Annotated in this window: 10 protein-coding genes; 1 reads left to right on the top strand and 9 read right to left on the bottom strand. The window is 61.1% G+C overall.

The genetic code is table 11. The annotated features are described in order from the left end of the window. Positions 1 to 35: 35 nt before the first annotated feature. Positions 36 to 1,025: a helix-turn-helix domain-containing protein gene (locus tag NKH70_RS18000; RefSeq protein ID WP_352912557.1), complete on the bottom strand. Its 990-nt coding sequence runs from the start codon at positions 1,023 to 1,025 to the stop codon at positions 36 to 38. 146 nt (positions 1,026 to 1,171) lie between these two features. On the opposite strand from NKH70_RS18000, the gene NKH70_RS17995 reads away from it, so the two are divergent. After that, positions 1,172 to 1,819 (top strand): cysteine hydrolase family protein, encoded by a 648-nt coding sequence (locus NKH70_RS17995; protein ID WP_352912556.1) that lies wholly within the window; start codon positions 1,172 to 1,174, stop codon positions 1,817 to 1,819. A gap of 77 nt (positions 1,820 to 1,896) precedes the next feature. Here the strand turns inward: NKH70_RS17995 and NKH70_RS17990 are convergent, their stop codons facing one another. The 8 genes from NKH70_RS17990 to NKH70_RS17955 all read right to left on the bottom strand — a co-directional run bounded on the left by NKH70_RS17990 (position 1,897) and on the right by NKH70_RS17955 (position 11,673). Then, positions 1,897 to 3,576: a formate--tetrahydrofolate ligase gene (locus tag NKH70_RS17990; RefSeq protein WP_353025773.1), complete on the bottom strand. Its 1,680-nt coding sequence runs from the start codon at positions 3,574 to 3,576 to the stop codon at positions 1,897 to 1,899. 306 nt (positions 3,577 to 3,882) lie between these two features. Further along, the gene (locus NKH70_RS17985; RefSeq protein ID WP_352978778.1) at positions 3,883 to 5,007 is read right to left on the bottom strand and encodes a DUF2333 family protein; all 1,125 of its coding nucleotides are present in this window, start codon (positions 5,005 to 5,007) and stop codon (positions 3,883 to 3,885) included. 15 nt (positions 5,008 to 5,022) lie between these two features. Then, positions 5,023 to 6,321 (bottom strand): DUF6638 family protein, encoded by a 1,299-nt coding sequence (locus tag NKH70_RS17980; RefSeq protein ID WP_352912554.1) that lies wholly within the window; start codon positions 6,319 to 6,321, stop codon positions 5,023 to 5,025. A 67-nt stretch (positions 6,322 to 6,388) separates the two neighbouring features. Then, the gene (locus NKH70_RS17975) at positions 6,389 to 6,799 is read right to left on the bottom strand and encodes an endonuclease domain-containing protein (RefSeq protein ID WP_352714560.1); all 411 of its coding nucleotides are present in this window, start codon (positions 6,797 to 6,799) and stop codon (positions 6,389 to 6,391) included. A 63-nt stretch (positions 6,800 to 6,862) separates the two neighbouring features. Then, positions 6,863 to 8,773, bottom strand: a complete 1,911-nt coding sequence (locus NKH70_RS17970; protein ID WP_352912553.1) for an AAA family ATPase — start codon at positions 8,771 to 8,773, stop codon at positions 6,863 to 6,865. Between the two features lie 24 nt (positions 8,774 to 8,797). Then, entirely contained in the window at positions 8,798 to 9,943 is a 1,146-nt protein-coding gene (locus NKH70_RS17965) for a hypothetical protein (RefSeq protein WP_352912552.1), read from the bottom strand. Between the two features lie 35 nt (positions 9,944 to 9,978). Continuing rightward, a complete protein-coding gene (locus tag NKH70_RS17960; RefSeq protein ID WP_292660727.1) occupies positions 9,979 to 11,067 on the bottom strand; it encodes a hypothetical protein in 1,089 nt (362 codons plus the stop codon). Between the two features lie 216 nt (positions 11,068 to 11,283). Then, positions 11,284 to 11,673, bottom strand: coding sequence for a c-type cytochrome (locus NKH70_RS17955; RefSeq protein WP_352978781.1), 390 nt, complete (start codon positions 11,671 to 11,673; stop codon positions 11,284 to 11,286). Positions 11,674 to 11,726: the final 53 nt, after the last annotated feature.

Genomic DNA, 11,726 nt, shown 5'->3' with positions numbered 1-11,726 from the left:
AAGCGATTGCCCTGGAATCGAGCGCGAGCCGAATTTCACCTCGGCATGTGCGCCACGCGCTCCTCCTGAGCGCTCCTCGAGAATTCGCGCCGGTATTGCGCCGGCGAGGTTCTGAGCCGCGCCGCGAAATGCTGGCGCAGTGAGGTAGTGCTGCCGAAGCCAGCCTCGAAGGCAACCGTGTCCATTGATTTTTCCGTTGCTTCCAGCAGCCGCTGCGCCAGCTGGACGCGCTGGTCGGTCAGCCAGTCGCCGAAACTGGTGCCGATCGTTTTTTGGAAGTGGCGCGTGAACGTCCGGCGGGTGAGGCCGGCGAGACCGGCAACGCTGTCCAGGCCGTGCGGATCACCCAGGGTTTTGCGCACCGTTTCGAGAGCCTGGGTAAAGCGGTCCGCATTGCCGGTCCTGGCGATGGGACGTTCGATGAATTGAGCCTGCCCGCCCTGCCGATGCGGAGAAAGCACGATCTGCCGGGCAAGCCGAAGTGCCGCCTCCGCGCCGTAACGAGCCCGTACGACGTGCAGGCAGCAGTCGAGCCCTGCGGCGACGCCGGCGGATGTCACGACATCGCCATTGTCGATGTAGAGCACTTCCGGTTCGACGAGAATGTCGGGATAGAGTTCCTGCAGCTGACCCGCGTAGGCCCAGTGCGTCGCCGCTCGCCGCCCTGAAAGCAGTCCGGTCGCCGCGACAGCGAACGTTCCCAGGCACAGTCCGACGATCAGCGCGCCGCGCTCGTGCGCGCCAAGCAACGAGTCGATCAATGCCGCTGGAGGCGAGCTCCCGAGATCCTTCCAGCTTGGCACGATGACGATGTCGGCGTCATCGAGCGCGGAAAGCCCGTGCGGGACGCTGATGGTCAGCCCGGCATCGGTGCGGATCGGCCCGTTCTCAATCGCGCAGACCCGGAAGTCGAAGCGCGGCAGGCCGAGCGTCGTGCGATCCGCGCCGAACACGAGACACGGCACGGAGAGATGAAACGGGCTGATGCCATCGAAGGCGATGGCGGCAACGACAGGATCGGTCATGGCAGCACCAACAGTCATGGGCAGCACCAACAGGAGTAACAACCAATTGTCCCAATTCTTTCGAATAATGTCAATCGGGACACTTTTTGCCATCCGGTGCCGAGCCTATCGTCCACCCATCAATGTCCAACGGGAAAGGAAAACCCATGTCGCAACCAGCCAAAGGCAAAGCTCCACGCCGCGCCCTCATCGTTATCGACGTTCAGAACGACTATGATGGCGGCAACCTCGCCATCCAGCATCCGCCCTTCCGCGACAGCGTCGTCAATGTAGCGCGAGCGATGGACGCGGCCACCGAGGCAGGCGTCAAGGTGGTGGTCATCAAACAGTTGGCGCCGGAAACCTCACCGGTCTTCGCCAAGGGTAGCCATGGCGCCGAGTTGCACCCGGAAATCGCCAGGCGAAACCACGACCACTACATCGAAAAGAACTTGCCCAGCGCCTTCACCGGCACAGACCTCGAGGAGTGGCTGCGCGCCAACTCTATCGATACGATCACGGTCATCGGCTACATGACGCATAATTGCGATCTGTCGACGGTCATCCACGCCGTGCATATGGGCTTTGAGGTGGAGTTCCTGTCTGACGCAACGGGGTCATTGCCGTACGCAAACAGCGCCGGCTACGCTTCGGGGGAGGAAATCCATCGCGTCGTGACGATCGTATTGCAGTCGCGCTTCGCGGCCGTTCTCAAAACCGCCGAGTGGATCGATTGCCTGAAGACCGGCGTGGTACCCCAGCACGACACACCCTATGCCTCCAACCAGCGCGCGCTGGCGCGAAGCGCGGCGTAGGGACGAGATCGTCGCGAAGACGCCAAAAAGGGCGCCGCAGCGTTGCGGCGCCTTTGCCGTTCAAGCGTTGATTATCCCTAAAACAGGCCTTCGATCTGGCCCATTTCGTTCAGGAAAATCTTTTCCGAGGATGGCGCCTTGGGCAGGCCGGGCATGGTCATCACCTCGCCGCAGATGATGACGACGAAGCCGGCGCCGGCAGACAGCCTGACCTCGCGCACCGGCACGGTGTGGCCGGTCGGCGCGCCGCGCAGATTCGGATCGGTGGAGAAGGAATATTGCGTCTTGGCCATGCAGACCGGCAAATGACCGTAGCCGGCGTGCTCCCAGGCGTGGAGTTGGTCGCGCACCGACTTGTCGGCGATCGCTTCGGAACCGCGATAGATGCGCTGGACGATGGTGTTGATCTTCTCGAACAGCGGCATGGCGTCGGGATAGAGCGGGGCGAATTGCGACGCGCCGGATTCGGCCAACGCCACGACTCTTTTGGCCAGTTCCTCGATGCCGGCGGATCCCTGAGCCCAGTGCTTGCACAGGATCGCCTCTTCGCCCATCGAGGCGACGTAGTCCTTCATCGCCTGGATCTCGGCCTCGGTGTCGGAGTAGAAATGGTTGATAGCGACCACTGCCGGCACACCGAACTGGCGGATGTTCTCGATGTGGCGGCCGAGATTCGCACATCCCTTTTTCACCGTCTCGACGTTCTCCTTGCCGAGGTCCTCCTTCTTGACGCCGCCATTCATCTTCATGGCGCGAACCGTTGCGACGATGACCGCCGCTGCCGGCCTAAGGCCGGCCTTGCGGCATTTGATGTCGAAGAACTTTTCGGCACCGAGATCGGCGCCGAAACCGGCTTCGGTGACGACGTAATCGGCAAGCTTCAGCGCTGTCGTGGTGGCAACGACGGAGTTGCAGCCATGCGCGATGTTGGCGAACGGGCCGCCATGGACGAAAGCCGGGTTGTTCTCCAGCGTCTGCACGAGATTGGGCTGCATGGCGTCCTTCAAGAGTACGGCCATTGCACCGTCGGCCTTGAGGTCGCGGGCATAGACGGCCGACTTGTCGCGGCGATAGGCGACGATGATGTCGCCGAGGCGCTTTTCCAGGTCCTTCAGGTCGGTCGACAGGCACAGGATGGCCATGACTTCCGAGGCGACTGTGATGTCGAAACCGGCCTCGCGCGGGAAACCGTTGGCGACGCCGCCGAGCGAACAGATGATCTCGCGCAGCGACCGGTCGTTCATGTCCATGACGCGGCGCCAGACGACGCGGCGGGTATCGATGCCGAGCTCGTTGCCCCAGTAGATGTGGTTGTCGATCAGCGCCGACAGCAGATTGTGAGCGGTGGTGATGGCATGGAAATCGCCGGTGAAGTGGAGGTTCATGTCCTCCATCGGCACGACCTGCGCGTAGCCGCCGCCGGCGGCACCGCCCTTGACGCCGAAATTCGGTCCGAGCGAAGCCTCCCGGATGCAGACGATGGCCTTCTTGCCGATGCGGTTGAGGCCATCGCCCAAGCCCACTGTCGTCGTCGTCTTGCCTTCGCCGGCCGGTGTCGGGTTGATGGCGGTGACGAGGATCAGCTTACCGTCCTTGTTGCCCTTCACCGACTTGATGAACTCGGCCGAGATCTTCGCCTTGTCGTGGCCGTAGGGCAGAAGATGTTCGCTCGGAATGCCGATCTTCTGGCCGATCTCCTGGATCTGCTTCTTCCTGGCGCCGCGCGCGATCTCGATGTCGGACTTCACTTCGGCCATGACGGCTTCCCTCTGGATTGGACGGATTTGACTAGTGTGGTCGCAAGAACAGCCCGGCATTGCAGGCGCGAGCATGTTCTACCCCTGTCGCTGCCGCGGCGTCAACTTTCATGCAACTATGTTTCCTGCGAAGAAAATACCTCTGCCGCCGGCCGCTCTGCTACAGGTTCTTTTTGCGCCGGTTGCAGCGCCGTATAGAAGCCAGAGCAGGCGCGGTTCCGCCGTCTCAAAACAGCCGCCTAATACGCGAAAAGCGACAGAAGCAACGGCGCAAATTCACCAGCGCCGGCTGTGCGGCACGATCCGCTACTGCGTCAGCACGTTGCTGATCTCGACCATGTTCGAGCGCACCCTCAGTATGTAAAAACCCATCGTCGTCAGATGTGTCGGCAACAGCCAGCCGTCCTCGCGCCCATTGGCGATGATGAAGGGCTGGATGCGCAGCGCCGAGACGAATTGCGCGTCCATCGTATCCCACAGGTTCTGCAGGTGCTTTTCCTTGATGACGTCCTCGAAGTCGGCCTGTGCGCCCTTCATCAGCCCGTAATAGGCATAGAGCTGGCCATAGGCGAACCAGAAGCGGTCGTCGGCGCGAGTGTCGAACCAGCCATTATTGTGGTTTTCGGCACGCTCCTTGAGGATCGCCGAGGTCGAACCGATATCGGACGAAATGCGGTCGATATACTGCTTGAGATTGTCGGCGCGGGCATCGAACGTCGCCTGGCAGGCTGCGAGGCGGGCGTTGAAGGAACGCAGCTTGCGCACCGCGTCGCGATAATAGCTCGGCGTCGGCGTCTTGGGCCCGAACGGGTTCAAGCCGAAATACCAGGTTTCCTCATCGAACTGCAGATTGCCGCGGGCGTCCTGCAGGTCGGCGTCGATCTGCGAGGTGGTGCGGACGCGGCCGAGATTGTCGGCAAGCTCGGTCGCCGTGCGCCGCACCGCCTGGTTGATTCCGCGCTGGAACGAAGCCTTGTTGTCCATGAACGGCGTGTGGTCCCAGTCGATGCCGAACAGGCCGAGCTTGTAAAGGATCATCGACGACACCCAGGCATTCTGGTTGACGTTGAAGTCGGTCAGGTCGGCCGCAACCTGGGCAATGGCTGAATTTCCGCAGGTCTTGGCCGTGTCGGTGCCGGCGCCGGCGGAAACCTGTTCACCGGCGGAGCTGTTGCGCTTTTCGAACGTGTATTTGTCGACGTAATTCGGGTCGAAATTGTTCCACCACTGTGTGGCGTAGAAGAAATTGACATAGAGGCCGATCAGCAGGAGCAACGCCAGGCCGAGCACCGCCTTCAGGATCCAGCCGCGTTGCGTGTACCAGCGCCCCGCCCACAGGAACGGCCACAGGATCGCGCCGATGAGCAGGCCGATGCCGCGGCCAATCCACTGGAAAATCCGGGTGAAGAAATTCACGATCGGATCAAGCATGGCGATGTCACCCCCTCAGTCAGTCAAACCATAGAGGCGTGTGCGAAACGCCACCTTGTCCTTCAGATATGTGGTTTTCAGAACGTCCACAACATGCGATCGCCAGGCGTCGCTGAAGCCTTCATAATCCCTGTAGAAGCCCGGCTTGTTGAAGACGTAACGCGAAACGAAGTCCTGCGGCACGAAGTCCGAGATTAGCTGGTTGCTCAGCCAGGCGTCGGGATGGTCCGGCTTGGCGCGGATGACCAGGAAGCGCTGCTGCGGGAACACATCCTCGATCTTGAGATGGCCGAGTTGGGCGATCTCGCGCTTGGCGGCGTTGAGGAAGGGAAAATTGCCGTCCCTGGTGATCAGATCGGCGTGGCCGTGGATCCAGGTCTGCAGCCAGACCTTGTCGACGTCGGTCAGATTGCGGTCGGGCTCGGCGTCGCGGATCAGCGCGCGCACCACCATTTCGGCGCGATGCTCGAGATAGCCGGAGGTTTCGATCCATGAGGCGCGCGGCAGCTCGATGCGGCCGGTCGAAGCGAGGAATTTGAACACCTTGTCGGCATCGTGGATCGAGAGGTAGCTCACCTGCCAGGGCCGCGAACGGCGGAAACCCGGCGCTGCCGGGTCGCTGATCACCGTCGTCACCTCGGGATCGACGAACACATAAAGTCCACCGAAATGGCTGGTCCAATAGGCATTGTGGCGGAAGATCACCTGGTCCGGCACCAGCGCATTCTCGCGGATGTCGCCGCAGATCTTCGCCAGCTCGACCATGTGGGCCAGCATGGCGTTGTCGCGCCAGGCATCCGGCTCCTGCTTCAGCCGGTCGACCAGTTTGCCGAGTTCAGCGGCCTTGCCAAGCACATCCTCGGCCGACAGCACCTTGAATTCGACCTGGTTGATCGACAGCAGGTCCTCGATGTCGTCGACCTTGGGAACCGAATCCTCTATCTCGCCGTAGATGACGTCCTTGATCGTCAGTGCATCGATGGCGCGCTGGTTCTTGGACATGAATTCGTACATCAGCAGCGAGGTGTTGGAGAAAGCCGTGTGCACCACCGGCAGGTCGATCTGCGACGGCGTCAGGATGATAAAGCGGCGGTTGACCTCGTTCGGATCGAGGTAGCTGTAGTCGCCGCATTCCTCGGCGACCTGCGGCGAAAAGCCGGTGCGGTCGATCTCGAAGCTTTTCAATTTGGTCGGCTTCAGGCCGAACGCGACCATTGCCTTGTTGTAGCGCTGGATGAGATGCGGCTCGTCGATCGTCAGCAGCCGGCCGTAGATCAGCTCGTTGTCGCGCAGCAGATCGGGCTTCTTGGCCATTATTCCTTCTCCCCGTTCACGGGGAGAAGGTGCCCGAAGGGCGGATGAGGGGCGGCGCAGACGCTCATCATTCTTTTCCTGCAGCTGTCGAAGGCAGAAATTTTGCGTCAACAGCAATCATTTTTTCATCCAGTCGACCGTCAAGGACGGCCACGATCGTGTCCAGCACGCTCTTGCGGCTCGTCAGCACATCGGCGTGCCATATCCTCAGTACCGACCAGCCATTCCGATTCATCGTCTCGTCCCTGTATCGATCCTGAGATCGATTTGCGTGCTGGCTTCCATCAACTTCAACGACCAGATTGGCTTCACGGCAGGCGAAGTCAGCAAAATATGGACCGATCGGCAGTTGGCGAATAAATTTATGGCCATTCAACCTTCGTCCGCGCAGTTCGCTCCAAAGCTTGTCTTCGGCGCCGTTTTCGACCTTCCGCAGTTGCCGGGCTCTCGTAACTTTCGGCTCGTTTCCGCCACGCATTGCGCTGCCCCTCATCCGCCCTTCGGGCACCTTCTCCCCGTGAACGGGGAGAAGGGAAAGGGCTCACGCATTCCACAGCCCTTTCTTCTTCAACTCCTCGATCTCGCGGACGGCACGCTCCCGCAGGCGGGTGTCGCGGATCAGCTTGGTCACCGCCGCATCATCGGACTTGTCGGAATAGCGGAATTCGGAATCCGCGTAGCGGTTGATCTCCTGCATGACCATATCCATCGAGAATGGCCCGCGCAGTTCCTCGATCATCGCTTTCTTGTCGTCGTAACCCTTGTGCATGAAGGCTTCCGGCTTTTCGAACCACTCGTCCGGCAATTCGATGTCCATGGCGCGCATCTTGATGGCATCGGTGACGTTCTTGATGGCGCGGCCGGTAAAGCGCGGCTCGGCATCCTTGATCATATGCAGATAAGTGCCGATGTCGGCCATCGTCTTTGGCGCGCCGTTTTCCTTCATGTAGCGCTCATAGACCTTCATCAACCCGTCTTCCTGCGGCTTCTCATGCTCCTCGTAAGCTTCCATCACCGCGCGCTGGATCTCTTGCGCCGCATAGAGCTTGTGGTCGCCGAGCGGGATCTTGTGGTTCTTGCCGGCGAGCAGAACGAAGATGTCGATGTAGTCGTCGCGGCTCTGCGGGCCATCGACCAGCCAGCGCGCGCCGGCGCGCTGGCGCAGCGCGTCGTCGACGTTTTCGGGATAGTTGGAGAACATGCCGAAGGAGCAGTTGCCGCGCACCACGGTCGCCGCACCTCCAAAGGCGTCCATCAGGACGCCGGTGATTTCCTGCTGGCCGGCGGAGGCGCGATCGTCGGAGCGACGTGCCGCTACCTGGTCGATATCATCGATGGTGCCGAAGCCGATGACGCGCGGGTTCAGCACATTGTTGATGAACTGGCGGCAGTTCTGGCCGGACTTGCCCTGGTACGAGGAGATCTGGTCGACGCCGAAATTCTCGTAGGCGAAGGGATAGCCGGCGATCTGGCAGTAGCCGTTGAGCAGGCCGGCGATCATCTGGATCAGCGTCGTCTTGCCGGTGCCGGGCGCGCCGTCGCCGATGAAGGTGAACAAGAAGCCGCCGAGCTCGACGAACGGGTTCAGCTCGCGCTCGAAATCGTAGGCCATCAGCATCTTGGCAAGCTTGACCGACTGGTATTTGGCGATGTGGTTGCCGACGACCTCTTCCGGTTTTTTGAAGGTCATCACCAGCGGCTTTGCCCGCTTACCCGGCGCGACGTCGAAACCGTCAAGGGTAAAATCGTCGACGTCGATGCGGATATGCGCGTTCTCGAACGGGCCGATGCCGTCGAAGCGGCCCTTTCGCGCCAACAGCCCGTCGATGGCGACGCGGGCAAAGGCGCGGGCGCGGGTCATCAGGTCGGCATCGTCCTTCGAACCTGCTATCGCCCTGTCGAGCCCGGCCACGATCGACTTCACCGCATCCTGTGGCGTGTCGAACAGAAAGTCCGGCTCGGGCGTGTCGTTCGGCGCCTCGCCGTCGCTGTCGATCAGCTGGAACAAATAGGAGGCAAGGCTGAAGGCGGAGATGTAGGCAGAGGCCGACAGCAGCTTCTTGAAGGTGGCAGCTTCATCGCCTTCGAGCGGCGCGCGGGCGTTTTTCGCCTGCAGGCTTTCGAGGTCCGAGCCCTCGGCGAAGACATCCGATATGGCCAGCGCTATCGCTAGCCCGCGCCGGGCGCGAAACAACAGCGTGTGCTGCGGGATGGTCAGCAACTGGTCGTCGGAATGGACGGCGGCGACGGTTTTGGCGAGCTCGACCTCGCGCGTGTGGCGCACCGAGCCGACCGAGACGGTCGAGACGAAGCGGCGGTTGGTGCCGGCAAGCGCGGTGCCGGACTCGCGCGATGGGTCCTCCAGCACGACGATGCGAGTGATGAAACTTTGCGCAGTGGCGCGGTGCTTTTCAATTGCCGCTTCCGGGATGGTGGTCAGGCCGGTGTCCATGGAGGATGCTCCGCGATTTGACGGTCAGACGTCGCTGATGACCTGCCCATTCGACAGGATGTGGACCTTGTAGCCCGAAAAGATCTTCTGCGCCTCGCCGGCGGCATAGAGCGCCTGATAGGCCTCGTGCGGAATCAGCGCATGGTTCTCATAGCTCGACACGCCTTGCCGCGCGGCCTCGAGATCGTCGGTATTGATGAAGAATTCCTGCGTCGTCTTTTCGCTCGAAAACAACCCCTTGCGGCCTGGCTTTTCGGCCTTGGAAAAGACCTCCTGGATGGTCCAGGTCAGCAGCCAGGCGTTTTCCGGCTTGCGGACCTTGGCCAGCACTTCGCTCACCGTCGAATTGTTGTCGGTAATCCCTGCAGAATAGAACGGGCCGAGCACGACGCGACGCAGCTGCTTGGGATGCAGCGGCTCGAAATCCTTGTCGAGGTTGACCGCGATGGTCGCCGGCGACAGCGCGTAGGCGGAATTCTTCTCGGTGAAATCGTCGAAACGGTGGGCAAGCTCGGGATTGAGCAACCCGTCGACCGGCAGCGGGATGTCGACCCTCTCATTAAGTTTGCCATTGGAGTCGACAAGCTGCCGGATCATGTCGTCCGAGGAATCCTCGACCGTCACCATATAGACGAGCGGCAGGTTGGCGCTGCCGTCGAAGCAGGCCCAGTGGACCAGATAATAGGGCCGCAACGTCTTCGGATTGACCGACACCTTGACCGTCTGGGCCAGCGTGAACGGGCCGAAGGTGGTCTCGCTCTTGACGTCCTCGAGGTAAAGCCGCTCGGCCATCGACTTCTGCAGCGCTTCGGGGAATTCCTTGTGGCGCAGGATGAAGTCCGCCATTTCCTCGCGCAGCTCATCGGCCAGCGGGAGATTGGCGAGGCGCGCATCGGCCTGGAGCCGGTCGTTTTCCAACTCGAGCAGGTTCTGGAAGACCGGGAAACCGCTTTCGGCGCGCGAGATGCGGAACGTCTCGGTGAAGCCCAGCCGGTTGCGCCAGCACGAGAACGACTTGTCGAGCCGCGCAATATATTCGGCGACGACCTTGGCGACGATGCCGTGCCGGTAGAGCGGCGAGCGATCGTCGCGCATGAACACTTCGAGGCCGCCAAGTGCCGCCGCGATCGCCGAGAAATAGCGCGCCGCGGCTTCGTTTTCGGGGGTCATGCTGCCAGCCCTTGGGAGCAGTGCACGTGCAGCAATTACGACTGCACGTAATTTGCCGAATTGTGCTTCTTCATCACATCGTCGAAGCGGCGGGCGAAGGCATCGTCCGCGAGCTTCTTGCGGCGCTGGATGTCGGCGGTGGCGACCATGTTCTTCTCGTGCATTTCAAGCAGATCGCCAATGTGCTTCTGCGAGGCAGCACCAATGCCGGCCATGGTCTCTTCGGCGGTGTTATCGACCTGGCTGCCCAGCGTGTTGATCTTGTGGGCGACATCCTGCTGGGCGGCGGTCTTCAGCGAATCTTCCAAGGCCTTGTAGAGCACGATGCGCTGCTCGGTATCGATGGTCAGTTTGTTGATCAGCGTCGATTGCGCCGCGATCTGGTTGTTGAGCGAATCGACGAAGGTCTGGAACATCGAGGTGTAGCGCTCCAGCGTCTGGCTTTCGGCCAGCAATTCTTGCTCCTTGGCCTGCTTCTCGTTGTATTCCGTGGCCAGTTTCGAGCGTTCGCCCTCAAGCTGCGTGCGCTCCTTCTGGCTGGTCGAGGCGGCGATCTTGTTCTCGATGTCGAGCAGCATCGGGTTGAGTTCCTCGATGCGCTTCTGCACGGTCTCGAGATTGGACATGGTGGTCTTGCGGCGCTCGATCACCTGCGACAGGCTGGCCTCGGAAGTCTTGTAGCGGGTGTCGAGAACCTGCTTCTGCGCCTTGAGGATGCCGACGATGGTGTCGGATTTCGCCAGCAGCTCCTGCAGATTGCCGGCCAGCGACATGTTGCGGACGCGGTCGGTGCGCATGCGCTGCTTGCGCTGGCTGGAGAAGACGCCGACGAAACTTTCCCAGCCGGTGTAGTTCTTCATGCTCTCGAATTCGGCGCCGAAGACGTTGGTGGCGTCCTCCAGGCCGATGATCAGGTCGGCGATATTGCCTTCCATCACCTTCTGCTGCTTCAGCACATCCTCGATGCGGGCATTCTCGATGTCGAAATTGGCATCGCCGATCTTCTTGTCGGCGGTGGCGAGCGTGTCGAGCACGCTCCCGGACTGCTCGATCTTGGTGCGCATGTCCTCCACGACCTGCTTGGTCTTGGCAATCTCGGCATCGAAATTCTGCAATGTCGCCATTGGGGCCTCCCGCTTCGGCATCGGTTTCGTGTCGCAAACCGCCGCGAATATATGTGCCGGGTTTGGCGAATGAAAGACGGAAGACATGGGATTACAGGAAAACAAAAGAATTTCAGGAGGCCGACGGCAGGATAGTCAGGCAATGATTACGGTGTAACTGCCGGCCGGTCAGGCACCGCTTCCAACCGCGGCTGGACTTTTGCTCGGGAGCGACGCTCAGGGCTTGGGATCGGCCTTGAGATAGGCGATGACGTTTGCGATGTCGTCGTCGCTGGTCAGGCCGGAGAAGGCCATTTTGTTGCCGGGGACCTTCTGCCGCGGCGCGCGCAGGTATTCGGCAAGGTTTGCTTCGTCCCAGACCAGGCCGGCAGCGCCCGCGTCCTTCATCCCCTGCGAGTAGCGGCTGAGGTAACTGTCCGCGGTGCCGGCGGTCCGGCCGACGACACCCAGCAGATGCGGGCCGACCTTGTCGCGGTCGCTCGTTGCCTCATGACAGGCCATGCATCTGTTGAAGACCTTCTTGCCGAGAGCAGCATCGCCGTCGGCATGCGCGGCAAGAGTGCCGGTGATGAGGAAAGCAGCGGCAGACGAAATGGCTCGAAGCATGGGAAATCCCGACGGCTCTGGCTGAGAGGTTCTGAAATAGGAAGCAAACCTTA

This window comes from Mesorhizobium sp. M0991 (assembly GCF_040318915.1).
Taxonomy (GTDB): Bacteria; Pseudomonadota; Alphaproteobacteria; order Rhizobiales; family Rhizobiaceae; genus Mesorhizobium.
Note: the sequence above shows the minus strand (reverse complement) of the source record. Positions and strands in the feature narration are given on the sequence as shown.

Bases quoted from the DNA above. Each gene is read 5' to 3' on its own strand.
- NKH70_RS17985 (WP_352978778.1), bottom strand. From the start codon at position 5,007: ATGCTTGATCCGATCGTGAATTTCTTCACCCGGATTTTCCAGTGGATT.
- NKH70_RS17995 (WP_352912556.1), top strand. From the start codon at position 1,172: ATGTCGCAACCAGCCAAAGGCAAAGCTCCACGCCGCGCCCTCATCGTT.
- NKH70_RS18000 (WP_352912557.1), bottom strand. From the start codon at position 1,025: ATGACCGATCCTGTCGTTGCCGCCATCGCCTTCGATGGCATCAGCCCG.
- NKH70_RS17980 (WP_352912554.1), bottom strand. From the start codon at position 6,321: ATGGCCAAGAAGCCCGATCTGCTGCGCGACAACGAGCTGATCTACGGC.
- NKH70_RS17970 (WP_352912553.1), bottom strand. From the start codon at position 8,773: ATGGACACCGGCCTGACCACCATCCCGGAAGCGGCAATTGAAAAGCAC.
- NKH70_RS17955 (WP_352978781.1), bottom strand. From the start codon at position 11,673: ATGCTTCGAGCCATTTCGTCTGCCGCTGCTTTCCTCATCACCGGCACT.
- NKH70_RS17975 (WP_352714560.1), bottom strand. From the start codon at position 6,799: ATGCGTGGCGGAAACGAGCCGAAAGTTACGAGAGCCCGGCAACTGCGG.
- NKH70_RS17990 (WP_353025773.1), bottom strand. From the start codon at position 3,576: ATGGCCGAAGTGAAGTCCGACATCGAGATCGCGCGCGGCGCCAGGAAG.
- NKH70_RS17960 (WP_292660727.1), bottom strand. From the start codon at position 11,067: ATGGCGACATTGCAGAATTTCGATGCCGAGATTGCCAAGACCAAGCAG.
- NKH70_RS17965 (WP_352912552.1), bottom strand. From the start codon at position 9,943: ATGACCCCCGAAAACGAAGCCGCGGCGCGCTATTTCTCGGCGATCGCG.